We start from the raw sequence: 18261 nt of genomic DNA on the forward strand, positions 1-18261 counted from the left end.
CCCCCCCCCCCCCCCCCCCCCCCCCCCCCCCCCCCCCCCCCCCCCCCCCCCCCCCCCCCCCCCCCCCCCCCCCCCCCCCCCCCCCTCACCCCCCCCCCCCCCCCCCCCCCCCCAACCCCCCTCCACACCCCCCTCCCCCCCCCCCCCCCACCCCGCCCCTCCCCCCCCCCCCCCGCCCCGCGGGGGGGGGGGGCCCCCCCCCCCCCCCCCCCCCCGCCGAGGCGCCCAGGGCCACGTCACGGACGTAGGAAACCGACGCTCACCGGGACGGCTCGGGGCGCGCTCTCGTCGAACGACTCGGCCGCCAGCGCCCGTTCGGCCGATACCTCGCCGTACGCGGTGTCGCGCTGACGTGCCGGCCGGCCGGCGGCCGAGGCCATCGCATGGATCTCGGCGATCGTCTTCATCGAGCCGTTCGACGACCCCGCCATCCGGCTGATCGTCTCTTCCATCAGGGTTCCGCCGAGGTCGTTGACGCCGGCGGCGAGGAGTTCGACGCACTCGTCCGGCGCGAGCTTCACCCAGGAGCACTGGATGTTCTCGATCCGCCCGTGCAGCATCAGCCGCGCCATCGCGTGAACCGCGCGGTTGTCCCGCCGGGTCGGTCCCGGCCGGGCCACGCCCGCCAGGTAGATCGGCGAGCTCTGATGCACGAACGGCAACGGCACGAACTCGGTGAAACCGCCGGTCTCGTCCTGGAGGCGGGCCAGGGTCCGCAGATGCGCGGCCCAGTGCCGCGGTTCGTCGACGTGGCCGTACATCATCGTGGCGGTGGAGGGAATGCCCAGGCGGTGCGCCGTGGTGACGACCCTGATCCACTCCGCCGCCGGCAGCTTTCCCTTGGTCAGGATCCAGCGGATCTCGTCGTCCAGGATCTCCGCGGCCGTTCCGGGAATCGAGTCGAGTCCGGCCTCCTTCGCCGCGATCAGCCATTCCTCGACCGAGACGCCCATGCGCGACGCGCCGCTGATCACCTCCATCGGCGAGAACGCGTGCAGGTGGATGCGGGGGCTGCCGCGCTTCGTCTCCCGGGCCAGATCGAGGTGGAAGTCGCTCGGCAGCCCGGGATCGATCCCGCCCTGCATGCAGATCTCCGTCGCGCCGACCTCCCATGCCTGCGCCACCCGTACCCCGACCTCGTCCAGCGAGAGCCGGTAGGCGTCGGCGTCGGTCGCCCGCTGGGCGAAGGCGCAGAAACGGCAGCCGACATAACAGACGTTGCTGAAGTTCAGGTTGCGGTTGACCACGTAGGTCACCGCGTCGCCGACGACGTCCTGACGGATCCGGTCCGCGAGGTCGCACAGCGCGTCGAGGTCGGCGCCGTCCGCGTGGATCAGGGTCAGCGCGTGCTCGTCCGAAAGCTCACCGGGCCCTCGCTCGGCGGCCCTGAGGGCCTGGCGGACCTCCTCGCCGAGGCGGGCCGGGACCCGGCGTTCGGAACGGCGCGCCTCGATCTCGTCGGCCAGGACGTCCCAGTCCCCGAACGCCGCCGCGAAGTCGCCGCGGGTACGGGTGCGCCGGCCCTCCTGGTCGATTCCCGTGTGCAGGTCGGTCCGGCCGGTCGACTCCACCTCGGCGGCGGACGGTTGCCACGGACGCCCTTCCGGCCGTACGTCCCGGGCGAGACCCGACGCCGGGTCGGCCAGGGCACGTACGAACGGCCGGATCCGGTTGTCGGCCCATGGCTCGGCGTCGAGGACGTACTCCGGTTGCAGTGCCAGGCGCTCGGCCAGCGTGAAGCCCGCGTCGGCGGTGAGCGCCTCGAGCGCGTGGATCTGTGGCCAGGGCCGTTCCGGGTTCACGTGGTCGGGTGTCAGCGGCGAGACACCGCCCCAGTCGTCCATCCCCGCCCGCAGAAGACGCGCGCACTCGGCCGGGTCGCTCAGGTTCGGCGGCGCCTGGACGCGCATCCGCGGACCCAGCACCACACGAGCGACCGCGACCGTCGCCAGGTGGTCGTCGGCATCGGCGTCCGGCGCCCGCCGCATCGCCGTGTCCGGCTTCGCCCGGAAGTTCTGGACGATGATCTCCTGGATGGCGCCGTACTGGCGCGCGATCCGCCGTAGCTCGAAGAGCGAGTCGGCGCGGTCCTCCAGGGATTCGCCGATCCCGACGAGGATCCCGGTCGTGAACGGGACGTTGCTCCGCGAGGCGTCCTCGATCGACCGGAGCCGGACCCGCGGGTCCTTGTCCGGAGATCCGTAGTGGCACCCGCCCGGTTCCGCCCACAGGCCGCGGGCGGTCGTCTCCAGCATCAGCCCCATGGAGCCGGAGACGGGCTTCATCCGCTGGATCTCCGCCCAGGTCATCACCCCCGGATTCAGGTGGGGGATGAGGCCGGTCTCCTCGAGGACGAGGATCGACATCGCGCGTACGTATCCGAGAGTGTCCTCGTACCCGCGCGAGTCGAGCCAGTCACGTGCCGCGTCCCAGCGGTCCTCGGGACGGTCTCCCAACGTGAACAGGGCCTCCTTGCAGCCCAGTTCCGCACCCCGGCGGGCGATGCCGAGAACCTCGTCCGGCGAGAGGTAGGGCGCGTCGAGCCGTCCCGGCGTCGTCGCGAAGGTGCAGTAGTGGCACCGGTCCCGGCACAGCCGGGTGAGCGGCACGAAGACCTTGCGACTGTAGGTGATCACGCGTTCGCGGCCGGCGGCCCGGAGACCGGCGTCCCGTACCGCCGCCGCGATCCGGCAGAGTTCCTCCAGCTCCGCACCTCGTGCGGTGAGGAGAACCGCCGCCTCGGTACGGTCGATCGTCTTCCCGGCACCCGCGCGGGCGAGTGCGCGGCGCAGCCCCGGCGCGGGACTCATCGGCTCTCCCTGAGATGAATGGCGGTCACGCGCTCACGCACCGACGCGAAGTCCCATGGAACGCGCCACGTAGTCGAGCTGCAACGACGGGGGACCGGCGACCACGCGTGCGATGATGCCGTCGGAGTGGTGCATCGGGAGCGCGTGGTCCCGGACGTACCCATAGGCCCCCTGGACCTGCATGGCGAGGGCCGAGGACTCGGCGTAGATCTGCCCGCAGAGGAACTTGGCCATCGTGCTCTCGACCTCGCACGGCACGCCTCTGTCGAACAGCTCGGCGGACCGGCGCACGGCGCAGCGCGCCGCGTCCAGCCGGATGTGCATCTCCGCCAGCGGCAGTGACACGCCCTGGTAGGAGGAGATCGGCTTGCCGAACTGCTCGCGTTCGTTGGCGTAGGTCACGGTCGTGTCGATGACCGCCGACGAGCTGCCGACGAACCCGGAGCTGATCATGATCCGTTCGAGAACGAGCCGCTCCTTCAGGATCTGCCAGCCCTGCCCGACCTCGCCGAGCAGCGCGTCCGACGGCAGTGCCACGTCGTGCAGGAACACCTCGTAGATGCCGCTGATATTGCGGCCGAGAGCCGGCATCCGGCGGATCTCGACGCCGGGGGTGTCCACGGGCACGAGGAAGACCGCCAGATGATCACGCTTGCGCCCGCCGTCGCCGACCTTGGCGACCAGCTCCATCACCGTGCCGGGAAGACCCGCGGCCTCGCAGTAGGTCTTCTGGCCGTTGAGGGTCCATCCGCCCTCCGCGGGCTCGCCCCGGGTCGACACGCTCGCCGCGTCGGACCCGACGTCGGGCTCGCTCACGGCGATCGAGAACCGGCTTTCGCCTCGGAGCACCGGCTCCGCGTACTTCGCCCACTGTTCGGGCGTTCCCCAGCGCTGCAGGTCCCATACGCCGCTGAGGTTCAGGTTGAACAGCGCGACGAGGTCCGAGCTGCCCCGGCCGATCTCCTCGCAGAGCGAGGCCAGGAGCCCCGCCTGGCCTTCGACGGGGTCGCCGGCGACGATGTCGTACCAGCCGAGCGCCGCGATCTCGCGGTACAGGTGGACCGGGTAGGAGCCCTCCTCGTCCCAGACCCGGATGTCTCGCTCGGGGGCGTGCTTGGCGAACAGCGACCGGGCCGTCTTGCGCAGCTCGATCTGGTCCTCGGACTCGAGGTTCGTGGTGCTACTCATGCGCGTTCCCTTCTTGGGTGTGTGCGGAGCCGATGCTCTGCTTGAGCTCCCGGAGCAGTCCCGGAGCGGAGCGTGCGAAGAGATCGGCCATGGCCTGGGCCCGGTCGTCCAGGAGATCCGGTGCCACCGCGTCGACCAGGCCCGCCAGGGCCGGGTCGCCCGCCCGGAAGGACTCACCCGACCCGAGGAGGCGCAGCGACCTGGCCGGGCCGGCGACCTCGCGGAACCGCCGGACGATCGGTTCCGGCGGAAGGAAGCCGAGCGCGAGCTCGGGAAACCTCAGCAGCGCGTCCTCGGCCGCGAGGACGACGTCCGCGGCGAACGCCAGCCCCCAGCCGCCGCCCACGGCGGGTCCGTGGACGACCGAGATCGCCACCGGGAACGAGCTCACCAGGGCGATCGCCTCCTCGATGAGGTCACGGCGCAGAGTGGGCCTTCCGATCGAGGTGCCGTCGTCGGAGCGCACGTCCGCCCCCGCGCAGAACGCGGTGCCCTCGGCACGTAGGACCAGGACCGTGACGCCGGCGGCGGCGCACGCCTCGAGGCGGCCGATCAGGGCGTTCAGCAACTCCAGGTTGAGCGCGTTCTTCACCGCCGGGCGGTTCAGGGTGACCGTGGCGATCGGCCCGTCCCGGTCGAGCAGGCACAGGTCCGTCCCGCTCATGCGAGCCCCCGCAGGATGCGGTTCGTCAGGAGCTCGACGGCCTCACGAGGGTCCGGGCCGACGGGCGCCCCGACATAGGCCTCGGTGAAGCCGGCGCCGCGTGCGTGGTCGAGCAGCTCGCCGAGCGCGGAGACGCAGTCGTCGGCGGTTCCGGACACCACGAGCTGGTCGGCGACCGCCTGAGGCAGCAGCTCGGCGGCGCGGGCGATGCTCTCTCCGTCGTGAACCGCGGCACGGGTCGAGGCGTAGTCGGACGGCTCGAATCCGACCCGCTGCAGGTTCTCGTGCGGCTGCTGACTGACGATCAGGGCGGCCTGGCGCCGGGCCGCGGCGTTGGCGGCGCCCCGGTCGGCCGAGACGGAGATGTTCACGCCGTAGATCCGGGCGAACTCGGCCCGGTCGCTGCGCGCGCGCCCCTTCTCCAGGCAGCCGAGGTTGCTGACCGCGTCGAACCGCCCGGAGCGGAACGCCGCCAGGCTGTGCCCCGGGAAGTTGCTGGCGCAGATCACACCGTCGGCCAGCTCGCCGGCCATCTCCAAGATCTTGGGCCCGGCTCCGGCGACGACCACCCTGACGTCGGCGTCGTCCACCCAGGTGAAGCCGACCTGGCCGTCCGGGCGCATCCCGAGCCGGGCGCAGGCCAGCGGGTAGTCGCCCAGCCGGACGTGCTCGCCCCGCCACAGCGCGCGGCAGAGCCGGATGAGCTCGGCGACGCTCGCCACCGGGCTCTCCTGCGGCATCAGCGCGCCCACCAGGCCGCCGCCGGTCCCGATGCCCATGCTCACCCGCTGCCCCGGGGACATGAACTCGGCGAGCGTGGCCATCGTCGAGGCCTGCTCGAGGGGGTTGCGGCCGTACGGGAACGTCACGGCCGTGCCGACGCTCGCGCCGGTACGCGCCGCCACCGCCCCGAGGACCGTGGCGACGCTGCGCGACTGCAGCTGGTCGGTCACCCAGACCGTCTCGAACTCCCTCGCAGCCAGCTCGGCGACCGTCACCATCTCGTGCGCGCTGGCCCAGGCGTGAAGTTGGATGCCCTTGATCACGTGAGCACTCGATTCATGTTAATGAACAGCGATCGGTATTATGAACAAGATAGGGACAGGGGTGTCCCCGGGGCAAGAGCCGGCCGCGTCAGGAAGTGAAGTAGCCGGGCGTGGTCAGATATGTGATCGAGATCGACTCGATCAGCGGGCCGTCGCGTTCGGTCTCCGCCTTGATGGCGAGCCAGCGCGGGTCCACGGCGAAGCGTTCCCAGTGCCGCTTGGCCTCGTCGACGCTCGCGAACCGGCAGAGGTAGTGAATCCGGTGCCGGTCGCCGGTCACGTGCCAGAACCCCTGGACGTCGAGCCCGAACTCCCGGAAGAGGTCGAGGGTCAGGTCGGCGAACCGGCGGTGCAGGTCCTCGGCGCGCCCCGGCATCGCGACGTATTCACGCAGCTCGTGGATCATCGCGCGATCCCCGCGATCGCGACGCCCGAGCGGACCTTGTAGCGCCGGTTGATGCCGATCAGGACCGCGGTCAGCGGTTCGAGGTGTCCCGCCAGCCGGAGCGGGCCGACGTCGATGCCGGGCCGGCCGGTGACGGCCGGCGCGAGCGCGGCGACGATCTCGTTGGCCTCCTTGTCGTCTCCGCAGACCAGGACGTCCTCGTGGTCGAGAACCTCCTCGGTCTCCCACAGGCTGACCGCGGACAGATGGTGGAACGCGCCGACCACCCGCGCACCCGGCACGAGCGTCTGGGTCTGCTGGGCCGCGCTCCCCTCGTCGACCACGAGCCCGTACGCTCCGCGCGCGTCGAAGCCGAGCGGGTTGACGCAACTGATGACCACCTTGCCGTCGAGCGCGCCGGCGAGCGAGGCGATCAGGTCGCGGTGGCCGTCCCAGGGCACGACCACGAGGACCACGTCCGCCGTACGCGCCGCGGTCTCGTTGTCCGTCCCGGAGACGTCGCCGCCCGTCCGGTCCCGGACCTGCCCGGCGGTCGCCTCGGCGCGGTCCGGCGAGCGGGACCCGATGACGACGGAGTGCCCCGCCTCGGCCAGCCGGCGGGCCAGGCCCCGGCCCTGCGGACCGGTGCCGCCGATGACGGCGATCTTGTGGACTCTCATGTTCGGTCTTTCCTGTTCTGAGCATGGCGAGGACACCGGTGCGACTCGTGGAAGCACCGGATCCTCTGCGTCGGGATCAGCCGGCCAGGCCCTCTGGGCGACCGGCGGTCGGATAGCCGGGGGGCGCGATCCCCCCGCTGCGGGTCGTGATCGCGTTCGCCGCTTCCACGAGGAAGCCGGACATCCTCTCGACGTCATCGACGGTGAGGTCCTGCCCGATACCGAGCAGGGTGATGACCAGGGAGGGCTGGGCGTCACGGTCGAAGACCGGGAAGCCGACCACGTTGAGCTCCGGCCGGTACTCCCCGAAAACGGCCCAGTGCCCCTGCTCGCGGATGCGTTCGAGCTGCTCGGCGTCCGGGCCGGCGCTCTCACCCGCCCAGGCTTTGATCAACCGGCTGAGCAAGGGGGAGGTGCTGTCGAACCGCGCGCCCATCCCGATCGTGACCTTGATCTCCTTGCGGCTCTCGATCTTGGCGATGGCGGTGAAGTGACCGTCGGGCATCCGCTGGATCGCCAGGCAGGCGAGTCCGGTCTGCTCGGCGAGCCGCTCCATGAAGGGGCGCGCCTCGGTGACCGCCGTCGTCCGCGTGACGGCGGCCACTCCGAACTCGACCAGGAGCGGACCCAGGTTGTAGAAGCGCGTCTGCGGGTCGTAGCTGATCAGGCCTTCGGCGACCATCGTCCGGAGCAGGTTCGAAGCGGTGCTCTTCGCGAGGGAACACTGCTCGGCCAGCTCTGTCAGGCTGGCGCCGTTCGGGCGCCGGACGAGCGCCTCGAGCACCCGCGTCGTACGGGTGACCGCGGGCACGAGCAGTTCGGCAGTGGACTCCGCCGCACCGGCACCGTTGCCGCGCCGGGCACCCGGAATCTCGTCCGCGGTCACGTCACATACCTCCTCCGGAAACGCCTTACCTGACGGTGGCCGCGTCCCCGATGAGTTCGGCGAAGTGGAAGAGCGTGCCATCGGGATCGCGAGCGAAGAGCAGTTTCCAGCCGTTCACACCATCCGGCCCCATCACGGTCTGCGGCGTGTGCAGGAACTCTACGCCGTCCGCCGTCAACCGGTCGTACTCGGCCTGAATGTCGTCGGTGAGGATGGAGAACCGGCACAGACCCGGTACGAGCAGGTCCGCGTTGGCGGTGCTGTCGGAACGGGCGTCGCGCCACTGGATGAGGTCGAGCATCGCCTCGTCCGGGGAGTCGTTGAGCCGTAGATGGGCGAATCGGAGCTTGCTCGCGCCCTCCACCATGAAGGCCCGGGCCAGGTTCGCGTCGTCGATCTCCTTGTCCTGGAGGACCTCGAAGCCGACCTTCCGGTAGAACGCGATCGACGCATCCATGTCGGTGACATTGATGCCCACGTGCCAGAACTTCCGCACGTCACTCACTTCCCTTCCCTGTCGAGAACTGACTTTTCGGCTTCGCCGACAACACGCCGCGAAGGAGCTTTCCGGTCTCGGTACGCGGCAGCCGGTCGATCGCCTCGATCTCGCGTGGCCGCGCGTGCGGACCGACGGTGCTCGCCACCAGTTCCCGCAGCGCCGCTTCGAGGGCGTCGTCCAGCTCGGTCTCGCGGAGCTGCACGAACGCCTTGACGTGCTGGCCGATGTCGGCGTCCGGGACGCCCACGGCCGCCGCGTCGTCGACGGACGGATGCAGCTTCAGGGCCTGCTCGATCTCGCCGGGCCCGATGCGGTAGCCACGGCTCTTGATCACGTCGTCGGCGCGGCCCAGGTACTCCAGCCGGCGTCCGCAGGCCCGCCGGGCCAGGTCGCCGGTCCGGTGGACCCGCCGGCCGGCCGCCACCGGCCGCCCGAGCGCCGCGTCCCAGACGCCGAGCATCGCGACCGGGTCCGGCAGGGTCAGGGCGATCTCGCCCACCTCGCCGGACGCGACCTCGGCGCCGGCCTCGTCGAGCAGGACGATGCCGTGTCCCGGGTACGGCGCGCCCATGGTCGCGTCGTCCACCGAGGCGAGCACCGCCGAGTCGCCGATCAGCGCGTTCGCCTCCGTCTGGCCGAAGGCCTTGTTGACCGCGGCCGAGAGGTGACGGCGCGCCCAGGTCATCTCGGCCGCCCCGGCGGGTTCACCGCCGGTGACGACCGCCCGGAGACGGCGACGCGGGCGCCGCCCGTGAGCGGCGAGCACGCGAAGGACCGACGGCGGCAGGAAGGCGATGGTCACTCCGTACCGCCCGAGAACGTCGAGGGTGACCGCCGGATCGAAGCGGCGCTGCCGGAAGGCGACGACCGGCACCCCGAACGACCACGGCACCAGAAGTCCCAGCATGAGCCCGCCGACCCAGCCCCAGTCCGCCGTCCCGTAGTAGACGTCGCTCTCCTCGAACAGCTCGAAGGCGAAGTCGACGCCGGCGTGACCGAGAAGGACCCGGTTCGCGTGCACGATGCCCTTGGGGTTCCCGCTGGTGCCGGAGGTGTACATCAGCAGCGCCGGCTCGCCGGCCGAGGGCCGGTACGGGTCGACCGGCTCCGCCCGGCCGGCCTCGTCGAGCAGGTCGTCCCGCGACGTCGAGTCGACCGTGAGCACCGTGACACCCGTCGTGGCGGCGTCGGTCTCCTGCAGCCGGCTCGACCCGGCCGAGTCGGTCACCAGGATCGACGCTCCGGCGTCGCGCAGCCGGTGCGTCACCGACAGGCCGCCCAGGAGGCGGGGGATCGGCAGGATCACCGCGCCGGCGGTGAGCACGCCGCAGACGACCTCGGCCGCGACCTGCGACGGCTCCAGGTACATCGCGACGCGGTCACCCGGCCGTACACCACGGTCGCGCAGCGCCCCCGCGATCCGGCGCACCGTCCGCTGGATCTCCCCGAAGGTCACCCCCTCGGGGCCGTGCGGTCCCTCGCTCAGGATCGCGACCCGCTCGGGGTCCTGGTCGAAGAGCGCGTCGCGCACCATCGAGTAGCCGGGATCCGGAACCCAGCCGGCGTTGTCCCGCGCGTCGCGGAGCCGGGAGACGACGGGGCGATCTGTCAGTCGATCCTCACCCATACGCTCTTCTCCTTGGTGAAGCTCTCGATCGCCGTCTGCCCGAGGTCGCTGCCGTGGCCGCTGAAGCGGAAGCCGCTGTACGGCGATGCCGGGTTGAGCACGCCCCAGCTGTTGACCCAGACGTTTCCCGCGTCAAGGACCTGCGCGAATCTGAGCGCCCGGCCGACGTCGCGGGTGAAGACGCCGGCCGCGAGGCCGTAGACCGTGTCGTTGGCCAGCGCGATGGCCTCGTCCTCTCCCTCGAAGGGGAACACCGACAGGACCGGGCCGAAGATCTCCTCCTGCGCGATCCGCATCCCGGCGGTGACGTCGGCGAACACGGCCGGCCGGTAGAAGAAGCCGGGCTGGTCGGCGGCCGGCGCGTCGGCGCGGCCGGCCACGAGGTTCGCGCCCTCGGCCACGCCGGACGTCACGTAGGAGTGCACCGACGAACGCGCGTCCGCGTCGATGAGCGGGCCGATCTCGGTGGCCTTGTCCTCGGGATCGCCGACGCGCGCGGCGTTGACCTTCTCGACGACCAGGCCGACCACCTCGTCGTAGATGGGCCGTTCGACGAGCAGCCTGCTCGGCGCCGTACACGTCTCGCCCTGGTTGCTGTACATCGCCTGGAAGACGAGCGCGGCGATCGCCTTGGGCGAGGAGTCGGCGAAGGCGACCAGGGCCGACTTCCCACCGAGCTCCAGCGACGCGGTGATCAGCCGGTCGGCGGTCGAGCGGCCGATCCGCCGCCCGACCTCCGTGGAACCGGTGAAGGTCAGCTTCCCGATCCCGGGGTGCTCGACCAGCGCGTTGCCGGCCACCGAACCCTTGCCGGGCAGCACGTTGACCAGCCCGGGCGGCAGCCCCGCCTCGATGGCGAGCTCGCCGAGAGCGACCGGGACCAGGGGCGCCAGCTGCGCGGGCTTGAGGACGATCGCGTTGCCCATCGCGAGGGCGGGCGCGATCTTCCAGATCGCCTGCACGGCGGGGAAGTTCCACGGCGTGATCGCGCCTACGACGCCGATCGGTTCCCGGAGGGTGTAGTTGAGGAACCGTCCGGGCGCGGGCGTCGTCCGCCCTTCGATCTTGGTGACGATCCCCGCGAAGTACTCCAGCGTCTCGATCATCACCGGGAGGTCGATGCCGCGCGACTCGCGGATCGGCTTGCCCATGTCCCGGGTCTGCAGCAACGCGAGCGCGTCGGCGTGCCGCTCGATCAGCCCGGCGTACCGGATGAGATGACGGGCCCGTTCGGAGGGCCGCATCCGCTGCCACCTGCGGGCGGCGTCGTGCCCCGCCCGGACGGCGCGATCGACGTCGTCGGCGGACGCCTCCGCGACCGATGCCAGTACGGCGCCGTCGGCGGGGTTGGTCGTGTCGAACCGCGCGCCGGTCGAGGCCTCGGAGACGAGGTCCCCGCCGATGACGAGCGGAACCGTGTCAGTGAACGCGTGCATGGCCGTCACTCCCTCAGGACAGCCGGTGGGCGGTGGGCAGGACGGCCTCGGCGAGCTCCTGGAGTTCGTCCATCGCCTGCTGGAGGGTCTCGTGCTCGAACGAGGTGTCACAGATGAAGTGCGTGACGCCCTGGTCGCCGTACGCCTCGATCGTCTCGGCGGTGTACGGCGCCGTGCGCAGCGGGCGCGCGGTCAGGGTGATCTCGCTCATGTCGCGGCCGGCCTCCGCGACGTAGTCCCGCAGGGTGCTGAGGTATCCGGCGTACTTATCCGGCCCGACGGCGAGCGGGTGCCAGCCGTTCCCGATCGAGGCGATCCGCCGCAGCGAGGCGTCGCTGTAGCCGGCGAACCAGATCGGGATCGAGCCCCGGGTCGGCTTCGGGAACATCTTGAAGTCGTGCAGGTCGTAGAACTCGCCGCTGAAGTCGACCTCGTCCTCCGTCCACATGTGGCGCATCGCCTGCACCATCTCGGTGGTCCGGCGGCCGCGGTCCTTGAAGGGCGCCCCGAGGAGCTCGAACTGCTCCTTCATCCAGCCGACACCGATGGCCACGGTGAGCCGTCCCCGCGAGAGGACGTCGATGCTGACCAGGGTCTTGGAGGTCTGCACCAGCGGGCGCCACGGCAGGATCAGGCAGGAGGTGCCGAGCTCGACGCGCTCGGTCGCGGCAGCGGCCCAGGTCAGGGCGGTCAGGCAGTCCAGGTACGGCGTCTCGGGCGCCCAGAGGAACTTCCCGTCCGAGGTGTACGGGTACGGGGTCTCGACCTTCGTCGGCAGGGCGACGTGATCCGTCATCCAGAGCGAGTCGAATCCGACCTTCTCCGCGAACTGCGCTATCTCGGTGATCGCCTCGGGGCCTGCCCACGGTCCCGCACCCGGAATTCTGATCCCGACCTTCATCAATGTCGTCCCTTCTCATGTCCTGCGTGTGTCATGTGCCGCGTGTGTCACCGGACGGCGGCGGCGGCCCTCAACCGGGCGATGTCTTCCTTGCTGTAGCCGAGGCCGGTGAGGACCTCGGACGTGTGTTCACCCACGGACGACGGCGGCCGGCGGATGCTTCCCGGGGTCCGATCGAGCGTGATCGGGATTCCGGGGACGCGGAGATCGCCGAGTTCGTCATGGGCGACGTCCATCACGAGGTCCATCGCGCGGATCTGCGGATGCTCGACCGCCTCGTCGTAGGAGAGGACGGGAGCGCAGATGATGTCGTGGCTCGTCAGCAGCGAGATGATCTCGTCACGGTCGTGCGCGGCGAACCACGGCGCCAGGGCGGCGTCGATCCCGGCGGCGTTCTCGAGCCGGTGCGCGGCGGTGTCGAAGAGGGGGTCGTCCAGCAGCTCCGGGCGGCCCATCGCCCTGACCAGCTTGGCGAAGTGCCGGTCGTTGAACGCCACGACGTGCACCGAGCCGCCGTCCCTCGTCGGGTAGGCGTTGTACGGCGCGTAGAAGTTGCTGCCGTTCCCGGGCCGTTCCTGGACGTAACCGGCGAGCAGGAACTGCCCGAGCCACGGGGTCTGCAGGTGGAACAGCGCGCCGACCAGGGACACCGAACCGGCCTGGCCCCGCTCCGTCTTCTGGCGCGCCAGGATCGCGACCAGAGCGGCGATGGCGACCAGGTACCCGGCGGAACTGTCGGCGATCGGCGGCCCGGCCTTGATGGCCTCGCCCCCTCGCCAGCCGGTGGCGGCCATGAAGCCGGTCATCGCCTGCGCGACCGGGTCCATCGCGGGCCGGCCCGCGAGCGGCCCGGTATCGCCGTACCCGCTGACGTTGAGGGCGATGAGGTGCGGATGACGCGCGGTCAGCTCGTCGGAGGTCAGGCCGAAGCGCTCGCGGACCGCCGGCAGCATGTTCTCGATCAGGACGTCGGCGCCGGCGCAGAGCTCGTGAAAGATCCGGAGCCCGTCCTCGGTGCGCAGGTCGAGGGCGATGGCCGTCTTGTTCCGGTTCACTCCGGAGTAGACGCCGCTCATCCCGTCCCGCCCCGGGCCGAACGTGCGGGACTCGTCGCCGGCGATCGGCTCGACCTTGATCACCTCGGCGCCGAAGTCGCCCAGGATCGACGCACCCAACGGTCCGGCGACCATCGTCGCCGCGTCTATGACCCGGATGCCTTCCAGAGCCGCCATGTCGCCTCCGTTCACTATTATGAACCAGGATCGAGATTTCGAACAACTTACGTCTCTGGTGGGCGCACGTCAAGCACTCCGGTGGTCAGTGGTGACGACCGCCGGAGTGCTGGGAGATCACTTAACGTGCCGCCGTGGTGGCCGGCGGCTAGGGTCCCGTGGTCTTCGCGGGCGCCATTGGAGGGAAACCGGGCGGTCGGGGTACGGCTCGGGCATTTCGCGGCCGAGAAGACGGTAGAACTCGATTGACCGCCGAACATCACGAACGTCGAGTCCGATCATGCCGAGCTGGATTCTCACGGATGGCCCCTGCTCGGCGCGTTGCGCGACCGGCCGACGCGCACCCAGGCGGCGCTGGCCGCGGCCATCAACGCCGACAAGACGCGGCTCATCCCGGTCCTCGACGACCTGCAACGACGTGGGCTCATCGAGCGGGAACCCGATCCGGCGGACCGGGCCGGGTTCCTGACCGCGCTGGACCTGCTCGACGACCTACCCGAGACCAGACGACGACGGTGAGGGCCACTCGCCGACGAAACGGTGCACGGTCGGGAGGTCGTCGGCGCGCCGCCACACCGCTACCAGCGGCACCGGCTCGATCCGGTCGGCCAGCGGCCGGTAGGAGATCTGGGACGAGCGGATCACCATGGCGGACTCGGGCACGATGGCCAGGCCGGCGCCGGCGGACACGAGTCCGACGATGGTCTGCATCATCCAGATGTCGCTCTGCACGACACGCGTCGTGACGCCGTGGTCGGCGAGCAGCCGGGTGATGCGCTCGTACAGCCCCTCACCGCCGTGTCGTGTGGGCAGGATCAGCGGCTGGCCGGCCAGCGCCCGTACCGGCACGCTCTCGCGCCGGGCGAAAGGGTGGCCGGCCGGTACGGCGAGCACGAGCGCCTCCGTTCCGATGACCCGCCCGGCGAAGGCGTCGTCGTCGGGCCGGGAGTAGAGCAGCGCGACGTCGATGTGGCCGCCGGCGAGCTGGCGCAGGAGCTCGGGCGGCCGGTCCTCGGTGAGCGCGACCTCGACGTCGGGCAGCCGCTCCCGGAACCGGTTGAGCACGTCCGGGAGCCGCCCGTTCACCGCGGACGGGATCAGGCCGATGGCCAGGCGGCCCACCTCGCCCGCGGCGGCGCGGCGCGCGAGGTGGCCGATCAGGTCATAGCGCTCCAGCAGCCGGCGCGCCTCCGGCAGCACGGCCTGGCCCGCGGCGGTGAGGGTGACGCCCCGGTGCGCCCGGTGGAACAGCTCGGCGCCCAGCTCGTGCTCCAGCTCGCGGATCTGCGTGCTCAGTGGCGGCTGGGCCATGTGCAACGCCTTCGCCGCGGCGGTGAAGGAGCGCGCGTCGGCGACGGTGACGAAGTAGCGCAGACGTCGCAGGCTCACGCGAGCAAGCATACCGAAATCGTATGCCTAGACGTGGAATCAAGTATTGGACGTATGGCTCCGGCCAGGCGAGACTCCGGATACCACCGTCGATCGGTTCGGAGAATCCTGTGTCCGACGCTTTCGTCTACGACTCGGTGCGCACGCCGTTCGGGCGCTACAACGGCGGCCTGGCCGCCGTGCGCCCCGACGACCTCGCCGCCGGCGCGCTGAAGGCGCTGCTGGAACGCTCTCCGGGGCTGGACACCGCCGCCGTCGAGGAGGTGATCCTCGGCAACGCGAACGGCGCCGGTGAGGAGAACCGCAACGTCGGCCGGATGGCCGCGCTGCTCGCCGGCCTGCCGGTGTCGGTGCCCGGGTCGACCGTCAACCGGCTGTGCGGGTCGAGCCTGGACGCGGCGATGGGCGCCTCGCGGATGATCGAGACCGGGGACGCCGAGGTCGTCGTGGCGGGAGGCGTCGAGTCGATGACCCGCGCTCCGTGGGTGCTGCCCAAGCCCGACCGCGCCTTCCCGGCCGGCCACGCGACCGCGGTGTCGACGACCCTGGGGTGGCGGCTGGTCAATCCGGCGATGCCGGCCGAGTGGACCGTGTCGCTGGGCGAGGCGAACGAGCAGCTGCGGGAGCGCTTCGGCATCTCGCGGCGGCGCCAGGACGAGTTCGCGGTGCGTTCGCACCGGCTGGCCCACGCGGCGTGGGAGGCCGGTTTCTACGACGAACTGGTGGTGGGCGTTCCGGGCGTCCCGCTCACCCGCGACGAGGGCATCCGTCCCGGCAGCACGGCCGAGACGCTCGCGGGGCTCAAGCCGGCGTTCCGCGAGGACGGCACGATCACCGCCGGAAACGCCTCACCGCTCAACGACGGCGCCTCCGCCCTGCTGATCGGCTCGGCGGCGGCCGCCGCCACGATCGGACGCGAGCCGCTCGCCCGCGTGGCCGGGCGCGGCGCCTTCGCGCTGGAGCCGCAGAGTTTCGGGTACGCCCCGGTACAGGCCGCCGAGCGAGCGCTGGCGCGCGCGGGCATCGGCTGGGCTGACATCGAGGCCATCGAGCTCAACGAGGCGTTCGCGGTGCAGTCGCTGGCCTGTGTCGACGCCTGGAAGGTCGATCCGGAGATCGTCAACACGCGTGGCGGCGCGATCGCGATCGGCCATCCGCTGGGCGCGTCCGGCGGCCGTATCCTCGGCACGCTGGCCGAGGTGCTGCGCCGTGACGGGCTGCGCTGGGGAGTGGCGGCGATCTGCATCGGCGTCGGGCAGGCGCTGGCGGTCGTGCTGGAGAACGTGAGCGGCTCATGGAACCGGTGACCGCCGACGCCGCGGTCGCCGGCATCGCGGACGGATCGACCGTCCTGATCGGCGGCTTCGGCGACGCCGGCCAGCCGATCGAGCTGATCGACGCCCTGCGCCGTTCGGGCGCGGGCGAGCTGACCGTCGTGAACAACAACGCGGGCAGCGGCGACGCCGGACTGGCGGCGCTCCTCGCGACCGGGCGGGTACGCAAGATCATCTGCTCGTTCCCCCGGCAGAGCGACTCGTCGGTCTTCGACGAGCTGTACCGGTCGAACAGGATCGAGCTGGAGCTCGTCCCGCAGGGGAACCTCGCCGAGCGGATGCGTGCGGCCGGCGCGGGCATCGGCGCGTTCTTCTCTCCCACCGGTGTCGGCACACCGCTGGCCGAGGGCAAGGAACAGCGCACGATCGACGGCCGCGACTACGTGCTGGAGTTTCCGATCCACGGCGACGTCGCGCTGATCAAGGCGCACCGCGCGGACACGATGGGCAACCTCGTCTACCGCAAGACGGCGCGCAACTTCGGCCCGGTGATGGCGACCGCGGCCACGACCACGATCGTGCAGGTGAGCGAGGTCGTGCCCGCCGGCGGGCTGAATCCGGAGGCGATCGTGACGCCGGGCATCTTCGTCGACCGTCTCGTCGTCCACCCGCCCATCGACACCTCAGCGGAGGCACTGGCATGACGAGCGTCGTCGAGCACACCGACCGCGGCCCGCTGAGATCCGCGGAGATCGCCGCACGCCTGGCCGCCGACATCCCGCGCGGCTCGTACGTGAACCTCGGCATCGGCCGGCCCACCGCCGTCGCCGACCACCTGCCCGCCGACGCCGGCATCGTGCTGCACACCGAGAACGGCATGCTCGGCATGGGGCGCGCCGCTCGGCCGGATGAGGTCGACCCGGACCTCATCAACGCCGGCAAGATCCCGGTCACCGAGACGCCCGGGGCCGCGTACTTCCACCACGCCGACTCCTTCGCGATGATGCGCGGCGGGCACCTCGACGTGTGCGTCCTCGGCGCGTTCCAGGTGTCGGTCACCGGCGACCTGGCCAACTGGCACACCGGCGAGCCCGGCGCGATCCCCGCGGTCGGCGGCGCGATGGACCTCGCGATCGGCGCCAAGGACACCTATGTGATCACGAGCCTGTTCGGCAAGGACGGCACGCCCAAACTCGTCCCGTCCTGCACGTACCCGCTCACCGGCCGGCGCTGCGTGAGCCGCGTCTACACCGACTACGCGACGCTCGTGCTCACCGACGGCACGCTGCGCGTCCGTGAGACGTACGGCATCTCGCTCGGCGAGCTGGCCGAGCGGGTTCCCTGCCTGGCGCCCCGGGCTCAGTCGGCCCAGTTGAGGGAGTGACTCAGCCCGAGTTCGATCTCGGTGGCCGTCTGCTGCACGACCGGGACCAGCGCCCGCATCTCCTCGACCGACTTGCGGCCGATGTGGGTCGAGAGGTTGATCGCCGCACGGGCCCGTCCCATCCGGTCCCGGACCGGGACGGCGACGGCGACCAGGCCTTCCTCCAGCTCCTGGCTGACGAGGGCGTAGCCGTCCTCACGCACCTTCCTGAGCTCGGCGCGGAACTCGGCCTCGTCGGTGATGGTCTGGGGGGTGAACTGCGCCAGCTCGTACGTGCGGAGGTAGTCCTCCAGGTCGGGCGCCGTCAGGTTCGCCAGCAGCACCCGGCCCATCGCCGTCGCGTGCGCGGGGCGCCGGGCGCCGACGTTCACCGAGATCGTCATCAGCGCGGGGCCGGGGACGCGTACGACGTAGACGACGTCGCCGCGGTCGAGGATCGATCCCTCGCTCGCCTCGGAGGTCTCCGACACGAGCTTCTCCAGGCGCGGCAGCGCGATGTCGGGGAACGACAGCGCCGAGAGATAGGAGTAGCCGAGTTCGAGGACCTGGGGCGTGAGCTCGTAGCGGTTGTTCTTGCCGTACACGTAGCCGAGCTCGCCCAGCGTCAGCAGGAAGCGGCGTACGGCGGCACGGGTCAGCCCGGCCTCCTGGGCGATCTCGGAGACGGTCAGCGACGGGCGTTCGGCGTTGAACACGCGGATGATCGCCAGACCGCGTTCGAGGGACCGGACGAAGTCGCGGGAGCGTTCGTCCTCACCTGCGGGCTGGTCGTCCGGCTCGCCACCGGTCTCCGCATCGAACGACGGTGAGACACGAGCCACGAGATGACCTCCGGGACGGGATTGGGCCGGGCGAGGGAC

The 18261-nt window shown here is 71.3% G+C and carries 18 protein-coding genes and 1 pseudogene; 4 read left to right on the forward strand and 15 right to left on the reverse strand.

What is annotated here, in order from left to right; translation table 11 throughout:
• Nucleotides 1–85: 85 nt before the first annotated feature.
• From QWU11_RS42800 to QWU11_RS42860, 13 genes and pseudogenes are all read right to left on the reverse strand, one after another.
• Nucleotides 86–172: pseudogene (locus tag QWU11_RS42800) on the reverse strand (single-stranded DNA-binding protein); the annotation flags it as partial.
• A gap of 64 nt (nucleotides 173–236) precedes the next feature.
• Nucleotides 237–2810, reverse strand: a complete 2574-nt coding sequence (locus tag QWU11_RS42805) for a bifunctional FO biosynthesis protein CofGH (protein ID WP_290120323.1) — start codon at nucleotides 2808–2810, stop codon at nucleotides 237–239.
• A 33-nt stretch (nucleotides 2811–2843) separates the two neighbouring features.
• On the reverse strand, nucleotides 2844–3998 hold the full coding sequence (locus QWU11_RS42810) for an acyl-CoA dehydrogenase family protein (RefSeq protein ID WP_290120324.1): 1155 nt from the start codon (nucleotides 3996–3998) through the stop codon (nucleotides 2844–2846).
• Nucleotides 3991–4662 carry an enoyl-CoA hydratase/isomerase family protein gene (locus tag QWU11_RS42815; RefSeq protein ID WP_290120325.1) on the reverse strand — a complete coding sequence of 224 codons (672 nt, stop codon included), beginning with the start codon at nucleotides 4660–4662 and terminating at the stop codon, nucleotides 3991–3993. The genes QWU11_RS42810 and QWU11_RS42815 overlap by 8 nt, the downstream gene beginning before the upstream one ends.
• On the reverse strand, nucleotides 4659–5708 hold the full coding sequence (locus tag QWU11_RS42820) for an LLM class flavin-dependent oxidoreductase (protein ID WP_290120326.1): 1050 nt from the start codon (nucleotides 5706–5708) through the stop codon (nucleotides 4659–4661). The genes QWU11_RS42815 and QWU11_RS42820 overlap by 4 nt, the downstream gene beginning before the upstream one ends.
• Before the next feature lie 88 nt (nucleotides 5709–5796).
• Nucleotides 5797–6114: an NIPSNAP family protein gene (locus QWU11_RS42825; RefSeq protein ID WP_290120327.1), complete on the reverse strand. Its 318-nt coding sequence runs from the start codon at nucleotides 6112–6114 to the stop codon at nucleotides 5797–5799.
• A complete protein-coding gene (gene npdG / locus QWU11_RS42830; protein ID WP_290120328.1) occupies nucleotides 6111–6773 on the reverse strand; it encodes an NADPH-dependent F420 reductase in 663 nt (220 codons plus the stop codon). The genes QWU11_RS42825 and npdG overlap by 4 nt, the downstream gene beginning before the upstream one ends.
• A 76-nt stretch (nucleotides 6774–6849) precedes the next feature.
• A complete protein-coding gene (locus QWU11_RS42835; RefSeq protein WP_290120329.1) occupies nucleotides 6850–7659 on the reverse strand; it encodes a helix-turn-helix domain-containing protein in 810 nt (269 codons plus the stop codon).
• 25 nt (nucleotides 7660–7684) lie between these two features.
• On the reverse strand, nucleotides 7685–8164 hold the full coding sequence (locus tag QWU11_RS42840) for a VOC family protein (RefSeq protein WP_290120330.1): 480 nt from the start codon (nucleotides 8162–8164) through the stop codon (nucleotides 7685–7687).
• Nucleotides 8157–9785, reverse strand: coding sequence for an AMP-binding protein (locus QWU11_RS42845; protein ID WP_290120331.1), 1629 nt, complete (start codon nucleotides 9783–9785; stop codon nucleotides 8157–8159). The genes QWU11_RS42840 and QWU11_RS42845 overlap by 8 nt, the downstream gene beginning before the upstream one ends.
• Nucleotides 9767–11221 carry an aldehyde dehydrogenase family protein gene (locus QWU11_RS42850; RefSeq protein ID WP_290120332.1) on the reverse strand — a complete coding sequence of 485 codons (1455 nt, stop codon included), beginning with the start codon at nucleotides 11219–11221 and terminating at the stop codon, nucleotides 9767–9769. The genes QWU11_RS42845 and QWU11_RS42850 overlap by 19 nt, the downstream gene beginning before the upstream one ends.
• A 13-nt stretch (nucleotides 11222–11234) precedes the next feature.
• Nucleotides 11235–12122, reverse strand: coding sequence for an LLM class F420-dependent oxidoreductase (locus QWU11_RS42855; RefSeq protein WP_290120333.1), 888 nt, complete (start codon nucleotides 12120–12122; stop codon nucleotides 11235–11237).
• Between the two features lie 47 nt (nucleotides 12123–12169).
• On the reverse strand, nucleotides 12170–13354 hold the full coding sequence (locus QWU11_RS42860; RefSeq protein WP_290120334.1) for a CoA transferase: 1185 nt from the start codon (nucleotides 13352–13354) through the stop codon (nucleotides 12170–12172).
• Nucleotides 13355–13663: 309 nt separating this feature from the next.
• Between QWU11_RS42860 and QWU11_RS42865 the strand changes: the two genes are divergently transcribed.
• The gene (locus tag QWU11_RS42865) at nucleotides 13664–13873 is read left to right on the forward strand and encodes a MarR family transcriptional regulator (RefSeq protein ID WP_290120383.1); all 210 of its coding nucleotides are present in this window, start codon (nucleotides 13664–13666) and stop codon (nucleotides 13871–13873) included.
• Here QWU11_RS42865 and QWU11_RS42870 read toward each other — a convergent pair.
• Nucleotides 13847–14743: a LysR family transcriptional regulator gene (locus tag QWU11_RS42870; protein ID WP_290120335.1), complete on the reverse strand. Its 897-nt coding sequence runs from the start codon at nucleotides 14741–14743 to the stop codon at nucleotides 13847–13849. The two genes, QWU11_RS42865 and QWU11_RS42870, sit on opposite strands and share 27 nt — an antisense overlap.
• Before the next feature lie 110 nt (nucleotides 14744–14853).
• On the opposite strand from QWU11_RS42870, the gene QWU11_RS42875 reads away from it, so the two are divergent.
• The 3 genes from QWU11_RS42875 to QWU11_RS42885 are packed head-to-tail and all read left to right on the forward strand — an operon-like array spanning nucleotide 14854 to nucleotide 17401.
• On the forward strand, nucleotides 14854–16050 hold the full coding sequence (locus QWU11_RS42875; protein WP_290120336.1) for a thiolase family protein: 1197 nt from the start codon (nucleotides 14854–14856) through the stop codon (nucleotides 16048–16050).
• A complete protein-coding gene (locus QWU11_RS42880; protein WP_290120337.1) occupies nucleotides 16038–16721 on the forward strand; it encodes a 3-oxoacid CoA-transferase subunit A in 684 nt (227 codons plus the stop codon). Before QWU11_RS42875 ends, QWU11_RS42880 begins: the two co-directional genes overlap by 13 nt.
• Complete coding sequence (locus QWU11_RS42885; protein ID WP_290120338.1) at nucleotides 16718–17401, forward strand: 3-oxoacid CoA-transferase subunit B; 684 nt, start codon at nucleotides 16718–16720, stop codon at nucleotides 17399–17401. The genes QWU11_RS42880 and QWU11_RS42885 overlap by 4 nt, the downstream gene beginning before the upstream one ends.
• On the opposite strand, the gene QWU11_RS42890 is transcribed toward QWU11_RS42885, so the two are convergent.
• The gene (locus QWU11_RS42890; RefSeq protein ID WP_290120339.1) at nucleotides 17377–18222 is read right to left on the reverse strand and encodes an IclR family transcriptional regulator C-terminal domain-containing protein; all 846 of its coding nucleotides are present in this window, start codon (nucleotides 18220–18222) and stop codon (nucleotides 17377–17379) included. The two genes, QWU11_RS42885 and QWU11_RS42890, sit on opposite strands and share 25 nt — an antisense overlap.
• Nucleotides 18223–18261 lie beyond the last annotated feature (39 nt).

The organism is Actinomadura sp. DC4, from assembly GCF_030406325.1.
GTDB lineage: Bacteria > Actinomycetota > Actinomycetes > Streptosporangiales > Streptosporangiaceae > Actinoallomurus.